This is a genomic window from Haloarchaeobius caseinilyticus, from assembly GCF_051207395.1.
Taxonomy (GTDB): Archaea; Halobacteriota; Halobacteria; order Halobacteriales; family Natrialbaceae; genus Haloarchaeobius.
Genome location: NZ_JBPJZC010000004.1, coordinates 296,220 through 312,173 on the forward strand (window position 1 = coordinate 296,220; position 15,954 = coordinate 312,173).

Sequence of the window (15,954 nt, forward strand, 5' to 3'; positions counted from 1 at the left end):
CCGTGTCGTGGTGCGTAGCCGCAGTTCGCACAGACGACGCTCCCGTGGCGTGACCGTTCGATGTGGCTCTCGCAGTTGGGGCAAGGCGTTTGCATTCATCAGCAAACACGGTTCGACAGGACTTGTACCTTTATACGACAGTCGTCGAAACTCTGGCGACGCCCTGCTGCCGAGTCGAACCGCGAAAACCGTGGCAGCACGAGACTATTTGTAGATGCCGAACACACCAGCGTGTATGACGTTCGAGCTACCGATAGACGAATTTTCACGCCGTGACTGGCAGCGCGCCAGCGAGGGAACCGTTCGGTTCGCACTCATCGGCCTCGGCTGGTGGACCATCGAGGAGGCGATACCAGCGATTTCGGCGTCGACGTTCTGTGAGAGCGCCGTCGTCGTGAGCGGGTCGAAGGAGAAGGCAGCAGGCGTCGCAGACGACCACGACGAGGTCACGCACGCGCTCACCTACGACGAGTTCCTCGCAGGCGAGGCACAGGACGCCTACGACGCCATCTACATCGTCACCCCGAACGCGCTCCACCTCCCCTACGTCGAAGCTGCTGCGGAGTTCGGCAAACCCGTGCTCTGTGAGAAACCGGTGGAAGCGACGGTCGAGCGGGCCGAACGACTCGTCGACTGCTGTGTCGAGACGGACACGCCACTGATGGTCGCCTATCGGATGCAGACCGACCCGGCCGTCCGCCGGACCCGCGAGATTATCGAGGCCGGGCACATCGGCGACCCCGTGCAGGTGCAAGGACACATGTCGCAGCCGCTCCTCGACGTCATCCCGAATCCGGACCAGTGGCGGCTGGACCCGGACCTCACGGGCTACGGGGCGACCGTGATGGACCTCGGCATCTACCCACTCAACACGGCACGGTTCGTGCTCGACGCCGACCCGGTTTCGGCGCGGGCGCGACTGCGGGCCGAGTCTGCGGGCTTCGAAGACGTGCCGGACGAACACGCCAGCTTCGAACTCGTCTTCGACGACGACACCGTCGTGAGTTGTACCGCGAGCCAGAACGCACAGCGGGCGAGTCACTTCAAAGTCCTCGGCACTGAGGGCGAAATCACGCTCGAACCCGTGTTTTACCCGGACCAGACGCGCTCGATGACCGTCTTGTCTGGGGAATCCGTAGTCGACGTCCAGGTGCCGCCCATCGACCAGATGGAAGAAGAGTTCGACTACTTCGCCGACTGTCTGCTCAGCGACGAAGCACCGCATCCCGACGGGGAACACGCGCTCGTCGACATGGCCGCGATGGCGGCCGTGTACGAAGCGGGCGAATCTGGAGAGACCGTCGATATCTCGGCGAGGCAGCACTGAAGGCAGGCGTTTTGCGACTGATTTTCTCTCGTCAGCGAGTTCGAGTTGGGTACTGGTCGTTCAACTACCGGCGACGAATCCGGTGCTGGTCGGTGATGACAGCGCGACACAGAATTCGGGTAAGCAGTGCAGAACAAATTATTAGTTTCACTACCACTACCGTGGGGTATGACCGAACCGAAACACCCCGTCCGCTCGGTCGACCGGGCGCTGGACGTCCTGGAGGTGCTCCAGGAACTCAACGGCGCGACGGTCTCCGAGGTCGCCGCTCGCGTCGACATCGGCAAGAGCGCGGTGCACAACCAGCTTCGGACGCTGGCGAACCGCGACTACGTCGTCCAAGAGGGCGACCAATACGACATCGGTCTCGCCTTCCTCGGCCTCGGGGCGTACGCTCGCAATCGCACGCGGATCTACCAGACGGCCAGACCGGAGGTCGAGAAACTGGCCCACGAGACTGGCGAACTGGTCAACCTCATGGTGGAGAAGAACGGCGTCGGCATCTACCTCCACCAAGCGAAGGGCGACAACGCGGTCCAACTCGACACCTACGAGGGCAAGCAAGTCAGTCTGCACTGCACCGCCCTCGGCAAAGCGATACTCGCCTTCCGCCCGCGCGAGGAAGTCGAAGCGTACATCGACGAGTACGGCCTCCCACAGGTGACCGAACACACGATAACCGACCACGACGAGTTCTTCGACGAACTCGACCGTGTTCGCGACCGGAACTACGCGACCGACAGCGAGGAGCGACTCACCGGGCTTCGCTGTATCGCTGCGCCGATAACCGACGGACAGGACCGCAGCATCGCCGCGGTCAGCGTCTCCTGTCCCGCACACCGAGTCAGCGACGAGCGGTTCGAGGGTGAACTCCCGGACGCGGCACTGGCGACGGCGAACGTCATCGAACTCGAACACAACTACTCCTGAGTCGTCTTCGGCCGCTCGCGACAGTCCCGCGTCACCCGAGACACTTTGTCGGTTCAGTCTGAATCCAGTAGTATGTGTGGCAGACACGAGCCTGCGGCTCAGCAGGCCGCCGACAGTGCGGCCGCCGTTCGCGTCGGAGTTCGAACCCGGTCACTCTCGACGGAACGGCTCCAGTACATCAGACAACTCGGGGCGACAGACGTGTTCGTCGACCACGCCGACACCGAGGAGGAACCGGACGACTTCAACGACCGGGACGGGACCGACACACTCGCAGTCGGTCGGGACTCGATTCCGACCGTCGACGAGTTAGTCGCAGCTCGCGAGCGAGTCGAAGCACAGGGACTCACCCTCACCGGCATCCAGTCGCTGCCCTACTCACTCTACGGCGACATCATGTTCGGCCGCGACGGCGCGGAAGACGTACTGGCACAGATAACGACGCTGATTCGCAACCTCGGCGATGCGGATATCCCGATATTGGGCTACCAGTGGAACCCACGTGGCGTCGTCCCGATGCGGACCTCGCCAGTCGAACTCCGTGGCGGTGCGGAAGGAACCGCGTTCGACTTCGACGAAATCGACGACCCTCACGGCCTCGCGCCCGGCCTGGACCGTGCGTACACCGAAGTTGAGTTCTGGGAGCACTACGAGGGCTTCCTCCGCGAAGTCCTCCCGGTCGCCGAAGCGGCAGGGGTCGATCTCGCGCTCCATCCCGTCGACCCGCCGGTGCTGGAGTCACTGGGTGGCATCCCCCGACTGTTCCGGAACGTCGAGAATTTCGAGCGGGCGATGGAGGCCGTTCCCAGCGACAACCACGGACTGAAGCTCTGCCTCGGGTGTTTCTCTCAGATGGGCGAGGACGTCACCGAGGTGCTGCGCCGATTCGGTGCTCGCGACCAAATCGTGTTCGTCCACTTTCGCGACGTCGTCGGCACGGTTCCAAAGTTCAACGAGACGTTCGTCGACGAGGGGAACTTCGATACGGTCGGGGCGGTCGAGACGCTCCACGAGGTCGGCTTCGACGGTGTCGTCATCCCGGACCACGTCCCGAAGATGGTCGGCGACGACGACTGGCGACACCGCGCACGTGGGTTCACCGTGGGGTATCTCCGCGGCGTCGTCGACGCCGTCCGGACGAGGTAACACGACCCCAGTCGAGTCGATGACGGCCGCACAGTGGTCCCGATACCGGGTTTCGACGGTCAGGATTGGCTGAATCGCAGCCGGACAGCGACCCCTGTCGACAGCCCTCACATCGAGATATCTATCCCATTATCCATAATATTTATATTCTGCTATGACAATGGGTTCCATGTTATGGCATCTGATAGCGGTCGGAACGGCTACGGTGACGTACTCAGTCGCCGAAAAATGCTCGCAGCCGCTGGAGCGTCCGGACTCGCAGCGCTTGCGGGCTGTTCCAGTGGTAACGGGGGAAACAACGATGGAAACGGTAACGGCGACGGCGGTGGCGGTGGTGGCGACGGTGGCGGCGGTGGCGGCGGTGGTGGCGGAAACGTGCAGAACGCGACTTTCGTCAACGCGTACACCGGCAATCCCGTCGACCTGCACTTCAACTCATCCGCCAGCCAGAACTTCGCCTGGCCACCCGGTAGGGCCGTCTTCGCCCCCTTCCTCAAGTACTCGTTCAACGAGAGCGAGTTCCTGCTGGGGGCACTCGACGACTTGCAGGTGAACGAGCAAGAAGCCACACTCACGTTCCGTGACGACCTGAAGTGGGACGACGGCGACGACTGGACCACCGAGGACCTCGAAGTCCAACTCGAACTGGCGAAGAAGACGGGGAGTTCGCTCTGGGGCTATCTCGATGGCTACGAAATCGTCGACGAACACACGGCCAAACTGCAACTCTCCGGGAAGACGAACCCGCAGATAATCAAATTCGAACTCACGAACTTCTTCGTCGACACGAAAAAGGAGACGCACGAAGAGTGGCTCGACAAGCCGGAAGAAGAGTTCCTGCAGTGGGCGTACGAGGACCCGGTCGCCAGCGGAATGTTCTCGTTCGTGAGTAAGGACCAACAGGCGTTCGAGTTCGAGCGCAATCCCGAGTTCTACAACGCCGACAACGTCAACTTCAGCACGTACCTCATCGAGAGCTACGGTGGCAACACCGCCCAGCATCAGGCACTCATCTCCGGGTCGAAGGTGGACGCGGCGACGAGTCTGTTCACGCCGCCGGAGATCGCGAAGCAGTTCCCGGACAACGTCGTCGAGGTCAACATCCCGGCGAAGTGGGGCTACGGTATCGTCTTCAACCACAACGACCCCGTCTTCGGCAAGCGAGCAGTCAGACAGGCAGTCGCCCACGTCATCAACCGACAGTCGCTCGTCGACAATGCGGGCCCGCGGACGAAGTTCACCGCGCCGATTCCCTGTGGCATCGCACCCAAGGACCAGGAGACCTGGCTGGGTGACTGGTACGACGACTTCGAGACGTACGGCCCGAAGGCGAAACAGACCGACAAGGCGACCCAGTTACTCGAAGACGCCGGCTTCTCCAAGTCGGGCGGGAACTGGAAGGACGGCAGCGGGAACACCATCGGCGGGAACTACTACTCACCTGCCGGCTGGACCGACTGGACGACGATGACCCAGACCGTCGTGAGTCAACTGAACGACTTCGGCTTCGACTTCTCGGTCACGACGAAGCCAACCAACGACTGGTTCGGCCAGTACTCCGGGAGCAACTTCAAGATGGGCAGCTTCTACTGGCTCCCCGGTGGCTCGCGCTCTGCGTTCCCGTACTTCCCACTGTACTACCAGCTGTGGGCGACCGACATCGGTGGCGGCCACGGCTACCGCGAGAAGGCCGATTCCGAACAGACCATCCCCGGCCGCGACGGCGGCGAGATGACCATCAACCCGCTCGAAGTCACGAAGCAAATCGCACGACAGCCCGACGACGAATCCGCGAGAGAGTTCGTCCAGCAGGCCGCCTGGCACAACCACATCGAACTCCCGTTCCTCGGGCTGGTCTCGAAGTTCGAGCAGTCCTGGATGACGGACGACCAGTGGTCCGTGGCCGGCGAGGGCAGTCCCAACCGCCGCGTCAAGTGGCCCCAGTTCTGGTGGCCCCACGAAGGCGAACTGCAGTACACCGGATAATCCAAGTACCAGGGCACCCACCGTTACCATACAATAAAAATGAACTATTATCTCAGACGGGCAGCGAGAATCCCGCTGACGATACTCGCAGTCGTGACGCTTTCCTTCGGGCTGATTCGACTCCTCCCGGGCGGCCCGTTCACGCAACTTCGCATTCAGCTCATCCGCCAGGGCGTCCCCGTCGAGCAGGTCAACGCACGCATCGAGGCACTTCAGAACATCCGACCTGACGCTCCCCTCTACGTCCAGTATTTCGACTACATGGCTGGCGTCCTCCAGCTCGACCTCGGCGAGTCGATTTCGCTCAACAAACCCGTCGTGGAAGTGCTGGCGCAGGCGGTGCCGTGGACGGTGTTCCTCGTCGTGACCTCCACCGTGTTGATGTTCGTCATCGGTGTGTTCATCGGTGCGATTCAGGCGTACTGGGAAGGCTCGCGGTTCGATAAGTTCGTTTCCGGCGGATCTATCTTCCTGATGTCGGTGCCGTACTACATCTTCGCCGTCATCCTGCTGTTCGTCCTCGCCTTCCAGAACACCTGGTTTCCGACCGGTGGCGCACACGCGAGAGGACTCACGCCGACGGTCGGGCTGGATTACTACGTGAGCGTCCTCGAACACGCCGTGTTGCCAATCGCGGCGTTCACCATCGGTGGCATCGGGTCGACCGCGCTCAACATGCGGGGCAACGGGATACAGATTCTCGGTGAAGAGTACGTCGAGGTCGCCCGACTCCGGGGGCTCTCTGACACCCGCATCGCCACCAGGTACGTCGCGAGGAACGCCATCCTGCCGATGTACACCGGCCTGTTGCTACTCATCGGGTTCCGCCTCGGCGGGACGGTCGTCCTCGAGGAGATATTCTCCTACCCCGGGCTCGGCGACTACCTCATCGCTGCGGTCAACGCCAACGACTATCCGCTGATGATGGGCTGTTTCCTCGTCATCACGGTGACGCTCGTCCTCGGCGTGTTCATCGCCGACTTGACCTACAGCCTCATCGACCCGCGCATCAGTGCAGGTGATTCCGATGGCTACTGAGGACACGACATCCGACGACATCGACTGGCGGTCCGGTGCCTCTGCGGCGACGATGAGTCGCCGTGACCGACTGCAGGAGAAGTTCGAGCGGCTGGTCTACGAGCCGGCACTCGTCGCGTGGTCCGACACGCGGACGCGCCTCGGCCTGCTCATCCTGAGTTTCTACGGCGTGCTGGCGCTCGTCGAGATTCTGGGGCTGTGGCGAAACCCAAGTCCGAACCAGGCCCCGCGGCTGCTCAAGCCGTTCCAGAACTGGACCTTCCCGCTCGGGACGACCCCGTCTGGCGTCGACCTACTCGCGCTCATCATCGACTCCACCCCCTTCATCCTGCTGATGGTGCTTGCGGGCGGAGTCTGGGCGACCAGTGTCGCCATCCTCGTCGGCACCGTCGCCGGCTACAAGGGCGGCACGGTCGACGCAGTCATCATGTCCATCTCGGACTTCTTCATGGCGATTCCGGGCCTCCCGCTCGTCATCGTGCTGGCGCTGACCCTCAATCCCGAGAATCCGCTCCTCCTCGGCGTGGTTCTCACCATCAACTACTGGGCAGGACTCGGCCGGTCGATTCGGTCACAGGTCCTCTCGATACGGGAGAAGAGCTACGTCGAGGCCTCACGGACGATGGGGACCAGTACGTCACGTATCATCCGCAAGGACATCCTGCCGAACATCATGCCGTACGTGATGGTGAACTTCGTGCTCGCCGCGCGCTACACCATCTTCGCGTCCGTCGGCCTGTACTTCATCGGCGTGTTGCCCTACACCGGCCAGAACTGGGGCGTCACGCTGAACAACGCGTACTATCAGGGCGGCCTGTTCACGACCACGTCGCTGCACTGGCTGCTCGTCCCGATAATCGCCATCGTCGGGCTGTCGTTCGGCCTGATTCTGGTGAGCCAGGGGATGGACCGGATATTCAACCCACGGGTTCGGACCCGGCTCACCGGCGAGTCCGAGTCAGAGTCCGTCGACGAAGAGAGCAGTTCGACCAACACGGGGATGCTATAGATGTCCACGGAGACGCCACCAACCGACCAGACGGCCATGCACAGCGCGGGCAACGACCCGATACTCGAGATTACGAACACGAACGTCACCTACAGCGAAGGCGAGACGTACGTCCTCGAAGACGTGAACGTCGAGATAGAGCGACGAGAGGTCCTCGGCATCGTCGGCGAGAGCGGGAGCGGCAAGTCGATGTTCGCCTCGGCGCTGCTCGACGCGATTCCCGACCCGGGCCGACTCATCGGCCAGATTCTGTACCACCCGGAACAGGGCCAGACCGTCGACGTGCTGGAACTGAGTGACGAAGAGCTTCGTCAGTTTCGCTGGGAGGAAATCTCGATAGTGTTCCAGGGCGCGATGTCGTCGTTCAACCCGACGATGAAAATCGGGGCGCACTTCAAAGAGACGCTCAAGACCCACGACAAGAACGTCTCTGACGGGATGACGTTCGCCCGAGAACTACTCGAAAACCTCTACCTCGAACCGGAGCGTGTGCTGGATTCGTACCCGCACGAACTCTCCGGTGGGATGCAACAGCGCGCGCTCATCGCACTGAGCATGGTGCTCGACCCCGAGGTGCTCGTGATGGACGAGCCGACGGCCGCGCTCGACTTGCTCATGCAGCGGTCCATCCTGCAGTTGCTCGACGACCTGCAGTCGGAGTACGACCTCACCATCATCTTCATCACGCACGACCTGCCGCTGGTCGCGTCGCTGGCCGACCGCATGGCCATCATCTACGCGTTCGAGTTCGCCGAAATGGGGCCGCGAGACGAGATTATCGGGAACGCCGCGCATCCGTACACGCGAGAGTTACTGAACGCGACACCGAATCTCGACGCGCCGCTTTCGGAGATGCAGCCCATCGAGGGCGAAGGACCGGCGCCAGTGAACGTCCCCTCTGGCTGCCGGTACCACCCGCGGTGTCAGCTGGCGACGGAGGAGTGCCAAACCGACGACCCGCCGTTCTCGGCCGTCGAGGGCAGCGGTGGCCGCCACCGCTCTGCCTGTCACCACCGAGACCGGGCCCGCGAAGAGATTCCGCTCAACTTCGGAAAGTCGGCGGCGCAGTTCGACGCCGGCAATTCGGCCGACAGGGCAGCATCGACGACTGGCTGGTCCCACGAGTCGACGAGCGAGACGCCGCTTCTCTCGCTCGACGACGTGGAGGTCCACTTCGAGAAGGAGCAAGGTCTCGTCCAGAAGTTCACCGAAGAGCCGGACGTAGTCCGCGCAGTCGACGGCATCTCGCTCGACATCGACGAACAGGACCTCGTCTGTCTCCTGGGCGAGAGCGGCTGTGGGAAGACGACACTCGGAAAGACGATGATCGGGCTCCAGCAGCCGACCGGCGGCTCGATTCGGTACAAGGGGACCGACATCTGGGAGGCGAGAGCCGGCGACGGCGACATTCCGTACGACAAGATACGCCAGTCGCTCCAGATAATCCACCAAGACCCCGGGAGCGCGCTCAACCCCAATCGGCGCATCGTGGACATCCTGTCGGAACCGCTCCGGCACACGCACCCGAACATCAGTGCGAACGAGCGCCGAGCGCGCATCCACTCGCTCATCGAGCGCGTGGGGATGACGCCGCCGGGGGACTTCCTCGACCGGTATCCGCACCAGCTCTCCGGCGGCGAGAAGCAGCGCGTCGCCCTCGCGCGAGCGTTGTTGATGGACCCGAACGCCATCCTCGCCGACGAGGCGATAAGCGCGGTCGACGTGTCGCTGCGTATCGGCATCATGGACCTGATGCTCGAACTCCAGTCTGAGTTCGACACGTCGTTCCTGTTCATCAGTCACGACCTCTCGAACGCGCGCTACTTCGCCGAACACGGCGACGGCCGCATCGCGGTGATGTACCTCGGCGAAATCGTCGAAATCGGTACGGCCGACCGGCTCATCCACGACCCGCGTCATCCGTACACGGAAGTCCTCCGGTGGGCGACGCCGGACTTAGACCTCGACGCGATGGAGGCCGAGGACCCGCCCATCAGAGAGATCGACGTGCCGGACCCGGTCAATCCGCCGTCTGGCTGTCGGTTCCACACGCGCTGTCCCGTCGCCCGCGAGGCGTGTACGCGCCAGAAGCCGGAGCTACGCGCCGTGGGCGATGCAGATGGGAAAGCAGCGTGCTTCCGCGAGGACCCAGACCACGAGTACTGGGACAGCGAACCCCTCGACGGTGCCGAAGCGAACTCAGAACAGGTCCACTGAGTCTGGGCTGTCTCCTTCTTTGCGGGATTGTCGCTCCGCGAGCCACGTAAGTCGACGTGACAGCGGAGGTCAACAACGGAATTAATACGGGAGCGGCTGAACACCTGCGTCATGAAACGGTACGAGCCAGAATGCGAGGATGGCACGCTCTTTCTGGTCGCCGACGGCGACCGGGTAGAAGTCGGGACTGTCGACGACGTGGTCGACGCGGTCGGCGGTGAGACGTACACCATCGAGTACGACGAGAAGCAGCGCAAACAGCCGTGGCTCGACACGGACGAGGGTCGACACGAGATAGACGTACGCGAGACGGTGACGACGCTCCCACACACGGCGGAGATGGTCTCCGAGCTCCGGAACTACGACATGAGTACCGACCGGTACGGCCTCCCCACGCGGACAGTCGAGTTCGCCAACAAACTCGTCGACATCATCGAACAGCAGGGGAGTAGCTGAGCGTCTTCCAGCGGGTCGCAATCGGCCAACACGGACGATGTAGCCGACGTGGTCTAGCAGCGACGACTTGCCCGCGAACGAACACTTATTCTGCTTGGCCCGCTACCGATGTGCAACGTGTGGTTACAGGATTGAATCCCGTACGCTGGGTGCTCAGTGTCATCGGGGGACTCCTCGTCCGGCTGAACCTCGTCGCACCGGAGCGTGCCCGAGAGACGACCGACCTGGCGTGGCCACGCATCGTGACCGGGCTCGCGCGGATGTCCCAGAGCGTCGTCGACGTGGCGATGGTCGGCGTCGCCGTGGGGCCGACCGCCATCGCCGGGATGGGCTTCGCTGGCCCCTACTGGGGCATGACGTTCGCCATCGGGGGCGGGATGGCCGCAGGCACTATCGCGCTCGTCTCGCAGCGCTACGGTGCGGAACGATTCGACGAACTCGGGCAGGTCGTCCGGTCGAGTGCGTTCCTCGTGACCGTCATCGGCCTCCCAGTGACCGGCCTCTTTCTGGCGGTTCCGGGCGCGCTCGTCGCACTGCTGACCGACGACCCCGTCGCCATCGAGTACGGCGCAGCCTACCTCGAAGTCGTCGCGCTCGCGGTCCCCTTCGCCATTCTGAACCAGGTCGGGAGTCGAGCCCTCATCGGTGTCGACGACGCGTGGACCCCGATGGTGGTTCGGTCCGCCGGCGCAGTCGTGAACGTCGTCCTCAACGCCTATCTCCTGTTCTGGCTCGACATGGGTGTCGTCGGTGCCGGGCTCGGAACCGTGGTCGCCAGCATCCTCGTCACGGTCGCGTTCGCTGTCGGCTTCGGAACCGGCCGGCTTCCGCTGGTCGGCGAGTTCCCAGTGACGGTCGGACTCGGTGGGCGGTACGTCGACCGAGAGACGGTACGCGACCTCGTCGCCATTGGACTGCCCGTCGTCGGTCGAAGTTCCGTCTGGACCGTCGCCCGCTTCCCGATACTCGCGTTCGTCGGCTTGCTCGGGTCGCACGTCGTCGCAGGCTACGTCATCTGTCGGCGCATCTGGGGACTGCTGAACACGCCGGGCTGGGGCTTCGGCCTCGCCGCGAGCAGTCTCGTCGGCCGGGCACTCGGTGCGAACGACGAAGCGGGCGCGGCGACGTACAGCCGCGAGATAACCTACTTCACCACTGCGACGTATCTGCTCGCCGCACTCATCGTCGCGGTGTTCGCCGAGCAGATCGTGACGCTGTTCGTCGACGACCCGACCGACCCAGCAGTTCCGGTCGCCGTCGTGCTGGTCTACGCCGCCTGTGTCGCCATCGTTCCGCAGGGAGTGACCAGCAGTTTGGAAGGCGCACTGGATTCGACCGGTGACACGAACTGGCCGTTCTTCGGGAAGGTGCTCGGCATGTTCGGATTCGCCGTTCCGCTGACGTACCTCGCAGCGACGACATCACTCGGGCTGTGGGCGCTGGCACTCTCGTTCCTCGGCGAGAGCGTCCCGAGCGCGCTGGTCAGCTACTACCGGTTCCGTTCGGGGCGCTGGAAGCAGATTAGTCGACGATACCGGCCAAACCGGAACACAGGAGACGACTGAAGGGGCTGCATCGTCAGAAACAGGGACAACAGTTCTGGTCGCAACAACCGATTCGACCCGTGAGCAGCACGGTTTCGACCGGCGATGGCTTTATTTGACCTCGCACTCCACTTCGACCGACATGGAACGAGGATTAGTACTCGTCGACACGACGGACGAACACCGGGCGCTGGTCCGGGAGGCGGTGGAACACGCGGTCGGAGCGAACGCGAGCCTCGTCCTCCTGACGACGATGAGCGAAGCGGAATTCGAAGAAGACGCCGAGACACTCGAATCCATCGGCGAGATCGAGCACACTACCTACACGAGCGGTTCGGTCCTCGACGGGGCAGTGAACGACGTTCGAGAGTTCGTTGCTGACGACATCCCCGACGGGGTAGAGGTCACCATCGTCGCACGGGCTACTGACGAAATCGCTGATTCTGTCGTGGACCTCGCTGCGGAGCGAGACTGCGACCACGTCTTCGTCTTGGGTCGGCGGCGGTCACCGACCGGGAAGGCGTTGTTCGGCGACGTTGCCCAGCAAGTCGCACTCAACTTCGACGGCTACGTGACGCTCGCGACGCGGTGAATAGCGGCGAGGGCCTTGCCTCGGCTCACGGTACACGCATCGCGCTGAGGACTAGTTGGACGCGACCCCAGCGGCGACGACCCGACAATCGTGCGCTACGGGACTGAACGAGGGTCGTCGCGTCGCCGAGGGCAAGTGGTGACTGATGGGCAGTGTACTGTGGCACGACAGACAGGCCTGGCTCACTGCCAAGAGCCGTGTTAGCAATACACGTTTTTGTATTTATTACTTCGTGTTCGCTCACCGAAACGGCAGCACGAGATCCGACTTCGATACCTCGGTGTCAGTCGAAGGACGGTCCGTCGACGGACGCAGATTCGGCCGTCCGCCAACTGTGCGCTGGTTCCCAGCCGAGTTCGTCGCGAGCTTTCGCGGTCGTGAACGCGCACTGCTCGCCGGTGATGTCGGCCGGGTCGGGGAGCGACCCGTCCGCGACCAGTTCGACCAGCGTCGTGGTCTCGACGTCCATGTAGTTCTCTGCGGCGTGAGCGAGGTACGCCTCGTGGCCGTCGAGTTCGGTCTGAATCGCGCGAACGAACAGGTCGGCGAGGTCGCGCACGTCGATGTACGACCAGAAGTTGCCGACGCCGGGAATCACACTCCCGGGTTCGGCCTCGTCGAGGTCGAAATCCCGACGAATCGACTGGACCTCGTACTCACCGGGATACTGGACCCACGACGGCCGAATCGATGCGACTTGCACGTCGTAGCGTCGTGTGACCATTCGCGCAATCGACTCGCCGGCGACCTTCGAGACGCCGTAAGGGTCCTCCGGCCGCATCGGGTGGGACTCGTCGATGGGTAGGTAGTCGGGAAGCAGGAGTGATTCGGCGAACGGGAAGCCGTAGGCCGACTCGCTCGACGCCCACGCGATTCTGGCACCGAGTCTGCCCGCGGCGACGAGGACGTTGTACGTCGCCATAATGTTCGTCGAGAAGACGCGAGAGCCGGCGTGCATCGTCGGGTCGGGAATCGCTGCGAGGTGGACCACCGAGTCCGGGTCGACGGCGTGGAGCAGGTCGAGCGTCTCGCCGGCGTCGGTCAGGTCGGCCTCGAAGAATTCGACGTTCTCCGCATCGGCATTGTCGCTCGGTAGTCGGCGGTCGATACAGACAACGTCGTGGCCATCGCTGGCGAACCGGTCGACGACCCAGCGGCCGACGCCGCCGAGGCCACCGGTTACTGCGATTACCTGTGTATTGTCGGTCATCAGTTGTTCCTACGCGGGCCAGCTTTTGAAGCTCCGGATGGCGTCAAACCACGCGCAGGTGCAGCGGGGATGCCCAGCCCAGCACCGAACGAACCGACGCCGAACCAGTCTCGCCACCCAGCGACCGAATCGTTAAGGCATACCACGATGAAGTCGGAGACAGTGATGCAAGAGCGTTCCGAGAACGAGGTATATCGAGACGAATCAGCGCCGACCGAGCGCCGAATCGACGACCTGCTCTCACGGATGACACTCGCCGAGAAGGCGGCGCAACTGGGCTCAGTCAACGCCGAGCGCGTCCTCGACGACGACGGCGAGCTCGACCGGACGGCAGCCGAATCGCTCCTCGCCGACGGGATGGGTCACCTGACACGAATGGGCGGCGAGGGCAGTCTCGCGCCCGAGGACGCCGCGCGAATCACGAACGAGTTACAGGAGATACTCGGCGAGACGCGCCTCGGCGTCCCCGCGATCCCCCACGAGGAGTGCCTGAGTGGCTACATGGGCCCCGAGGGAACCACGTTCCCGCAGGGCATCGGCATGGCGAGTACGTGGAACCCCGACCTGCTGGCCGAGGTCACGGCGACGATCCGCTCGGAGATGGAGGCCATCGGCACCAAACACGCGCTCTCGCCGGTCCTCGACGTGGCGCGTGACCTGCGCTGGGGTCGCGTCGAGGAGACGTTCGGCGAGGACCCCTACCTCGTCGCAGCGATGGCGTGTGGGTACGTGGATGGTCTGCAAGGCGAGTCCATCGAAGACGGTATCTCGGCGACGCTGAAGCACTTCGTGGCACACGGCGCGACTGAAGGCGGGAAGAACCGGTCGTCGGTCAGCCTCGGTCGGCGCGAACTGCGCGAGACGCACATGTTCCCCTACGAGGCCGCCATTCAGGAAGCAGGAGCCGAGTCGGTGATGAACGCCTACCACGACATCGACGGCATCCCGTGTGCGAGTTCTGAGTGGCTCCTGACCGATGTCCTGCGCGGGGAGTTGGGCTTCGATGGGACGGTCGTCTCTGACTACTACAGCATCGACTTCCTGCAGGCGGAACACGGCGTCTCCGACGGTGCCCGTGAATCCGGCGTGAAGGCACTCGAAGCCGGTATCGACGTGGAACTTCCCTACACCGACTGCTACGGAGACCATCTCGTGACCGCCGTCGAGAACGGCGAACTGTCCGAGGAGACGGTCGACGCCGCGGTCAGGCGGGTCCTCCGGATGAAGTTCCGAAAGGGTGTCGTCGACAGCCCGACCGTCGACGCAGACGCGGCATCGGCCGCCTTCCACACGGACGCGGCGACCGAACTCACCGAGCGCGCAGCGCGAGAATCCATCGTCCTGATGAAGAACGAAGACGACCTCCTGCCGCTCGACGACGTGGACTCTCTCGCCGTCGTCGGGCCGAAGGCAGACGACGTACAGGAGATGATGGGCGACTACGCGTATCCGGCACACTACCCTTCGGAAGAGGTCACTGTCGATGCGACGACGCCCCTCGACGCGATTCGAGACCGCGCGGGCGAGGCGTTCGACGTGGTGTACGAGGAGGGCTGTACGACCTCGGGACCGCGTACGGACGGGTTCGACGCGGCAACCGAGGCAGCCGCTGGCTCGGACGTGACGCTGGCGTTCGTCGGCGCGCGCTCGGCCGTCGACTTCTCCGACGTTGACGAGAAGGACGTCGACAATCCGGCGCTCCCGACGAGTGGCGAAGGCTCCGACGTGACCGACCTCGGTCTGCCCGGTCGCCAGCACGAATTCCTGCAGGAACTTCACGAGACGGGGACGCCCCTCGTCGTCGTGGTAGTCAGCGGGAAGCCACACTCGCTGACCTGGGAAGCAGAGCATGCCCCGGCCATCGTGCAGGCGTGGCTCCCAGGCGAAGAGGGCGGCACCGCCATCGCCGACGTACTGTTCGGCGACTACAACCCGAGTGGACACCTGCCAGTGTCGTTCGCACGGTCGGTCGGGCAATTGCCGGTCCACTACAACCGGCGGCCCAACACGGCGAGCAAAGAACACGTCTACACCGAGAGCACGCCACTGTACCCCTTCGGTCACGGCCTGAGCTACACCGACTACGAGCACTCCGGGATGACGGTGTCGAGCGAGACGCTCGAACCGGCCGGGTCGGTCACCGCGAGCGTGACGGTGACGAACACCGGAAAGCGAGCTGGCAGCGACGTGGTTCAGTTGTACGTCCACGCCGAGTCTCCGGACCAGGCCCGCCCGGTGCAGGAACTGATAGGGTTCGAGCGCGTCTCGCTCGGCCCGGGTGAGTCCGCGCAGGTATCGTTCGAGGTCGACGCCACCCAACTGGCCTACCACGACCAGTCGATGACGCTCACGGTCCACGAAGGGCCGTACGAGCTACGTGTCGGCCACTCGTCGGCGGACATCACCGAGACCGCGACCGTCGACGTGGCCGATTCGAAGGCCGTTCCGCGAACCGGTCGGACCTACTTCGCGGAGACGAGCGTCGAACAGTAACGAAAT

At 63.6% G+C, this 15,954-nt stretch carries 12 protein-coding genes; 11 read left to right on the top strand and 1 reads right to left on the bottom strand.

What is annotated here, in order from left to right:
* The first annotated feature begins 235 nt into the window (after window positions 1-235).
* From gfo6 to ACSC1P_RS19020, 10 genes are all read left to right on the top strand, one after another.
* Window positions 236-1,327, top strand: a complete 1,092-nt coding sequence (gene gfo6 / locus ACSC1P_RS18975) for a D-xylose 1-dehydrogenase Gfo6 (RefSeq protein ID WP_435361779.1) — start codon at window positions 236-238, stop codon at window positions 1,325-1,327.
* 168 nt (window positions 1,328-1,495) lie between these two features.
* Entirely contained in the window at window positions 1,496-2,257 is a 762-nt protein-coding gene (locus tag ACSC1P_RS18980; RefSeq protein ID WP_435361780.1) for an IclR family transcriptional regulator, read from the top strand.
* Window positions 2,258-2,329: 72 nt separating this feature from the next.
* Window positions 2,330-3,403 (top strand): mannonate dehydratase, encoded by a 1,074-nt coding sequence (locus tag ACSC1P_RS18985; RefSeq protein WP_435361781.1) that lies wholly within the window; start codon window positions 2,330-2,332, stop codon window positions 3,401-3,403.
* 228 nt (window positions 3,404-3,631) lie between these two features.
* Window positions 3,632-5,389, top strand: coding sequence for an ABC transporter substrate-binding protein (locus tag ACSC1P_RS18990; protein WP_435361938.1), 1,758 nt, complete (start codon window positions 3,632-3,634; stop codon window positions 5,387-5,389).
* 39 nt (window positions 5,390-5,428) lie between these two features.
* The gene (locus ACSC1P_RS18995; RefSeq protein ID WP_435361782.1) at window positions 5,429-6,427 is read left to right on the top strand and encodes an ABC transporter permease; all 999 of its coding nucleotides are present in this window, start codon (window positions 5,429-5,431) and stop codon (window positions 6,425-6,427) included.
* Window positions 6,417-7,436, top strand: a complete 1,020-nt coding sequence (locus tag ACSC1P_RS19000) for an ABC transporter permease (RefSeq protein ID WP_435361783.1) — start codon at window positions 6,417-6,419, stop codon at window positions 7,434-7,436. Before ACSC1P_RS18995 ends, ACSC1P_RS19000 begins: the two co-directional genes overlap by 11 nt.
* The gene (locus ACSC1P_RS19005) at window positions 7,437-9,653 is read left to right on the top strand and encodes an ABC transporter ATP-binding protein (RefSeq protein ID WP_435361784.1); all 2,217 of its coding nucleotides are present in this window, start codon (window positions 7,437-7,439) and stop codon (window positions 9,651-9,653) included.
* A 111-nt stretch (window positions 9,654-9,764) separates the two neighbouring features.
* Window positions 9,765-10,109 (top strand): hypothetical protein, encoded by a 345-nt coding sequence (locus ACSC1P_RS19010; RefSeq protein WP_435361785.1) that lies wholly within the window; start codon window positions 9,765-9,767, stop codon window positions 10,107-10,109.
* Between the two features lie 119 nt (window positions 10,110-10,228).
* Window positions 10,229-11,674, top strand: a complete 1,446-nt coding sequence (locus ACSC1P_RS19015) for an MATE family efflux transporter (RefSeq protein ID WP_435361786.1) — start codon at window positions 10,229-10,231, stop codon at window positions 11,672-11,674.
* A 121-nt stretch (window positions 11,675-11,795) separates the two neighbouring features.
* Window positions 11,796-12,245, top strand: coding sequence for a universal stress protein (locus tag ACSC1P_RS19020; RefSeq protein WP_435361787.1), 450 nt, complete (start codon window positions 11,796-11,798; stop codon window positions 12,243-12,245).
* A 283-nt stretch (window positions 12,246-12,528) separates the two neighbouring features.
* Here the strand turns inward: ACSC1P_RS19020 and ACSC1P_RS19025 are convergent, their stop codons facing one another.
* Window positions 12,529-13,455, bottom strand: a complete 927-nt coding sequence (locus ACSC1P_RS19025; protein WP_435361788.1) for an NAD-dependent epimerase/dehydratase family protein — start codon at window positions 13,453-13,455, stop codon at window positions 12,529-12,531.
* Between the two features lie 165 nt (window positions 13,456-13,620).
* On the opposite strand from ACSC1P_RS19025, the gene ACSC1P_RS19030 reads away from it, so the two are divergent.
* Window positions 13,621-15,948 (top strand): glycoside hydrolase family 3 N-terminal domain-containing protein, encoded by a 2,328-nt coding sequence (locus ACSC1P_RS19030; protein WP_435361789.1) that lies wholly within the window; start codon window positions 13,621-13,623, stop codon window positions 15,946-15,948.
* The last annotated feature ends 6 nt before the right edge of the window (window positions 15,949-15,954 follow it).

Coding starts and splice junctions, on each gene's coding strand:
- ACSC1P_RS19010 (WP_435361785.1), top strand. CDS start 9,765: ATGAAACGGTACGAGCCAGAATGCGAGGATGGCACGCTCTTTCTGGTC.
- ACSC1P_RS19025 (WP_435361788.1), bottom strand. CDS start 13,455: ATGACCGACAATACACAGGTAATCGCAGTAACCGGTGGCCTCGGCGGC.
- ACSC1P_RS18990 (WP_435361938.1), top strand. CDS start 3,632: ATGCTCGCAGCCGCTGGAGCGTCCGGACTCGCAGCGCTTGCGGGCTGT.
- ACSC1P_RS19000 (WP_435361783.1), top strand. CDS start 6,417: ATGGCTACTGAGGACACGACATCCGACGACATCGACTGGCGGTCCGGT.
- ACSC1P_RS19005 (WP_435361784.1), top strand. CDS start 7,437: ATGTCCACGGAGACGCCACCAACCGACCAGACGGCCATGCACAGCGCG.
- ACSC1P_RS18995 (WP_435361782.1), top strand. CDS start 5,429: ATGAACTATTATCTCAGACGGGCAGCGAGAATCCCGCTGACGATACTC.
- ACSC1P_RS18985 (WP_435361781.1), top strand. CDS start 2,330: ATGTGTGGCAGACACGAGCCTGCGGCTCAGCAGGCCGCCGACAGTGCG.
- ACSC1P_RS18980 (WP_435361780.1), top strand. CDS start 1,496: ATGACCGAACCGAAACACCCCGTCCGCTCGGTCGACCGGGCGCTGGAC.
- ACSC1P_RS19020 (WP_435361787.1), top strand. CDS start 11,796: ATGGAACGAGGATTAGTACTCGTCGACACGACGGACGAACACCGGGCG.
- gfo6 (WP_435361779.1), top strand. CDS start 236: ATGACGTTCGAGCTACCGATAGACGAATTTTCACGCCGTGACTGGCAG.
- ACSC1P_RS19030 (WP_435361789.1), top strand. CDS start 13,621: ATGCAAGAGCGTTCCGAGAACGAGGTATATCGAGACGAATCAGCGCCG.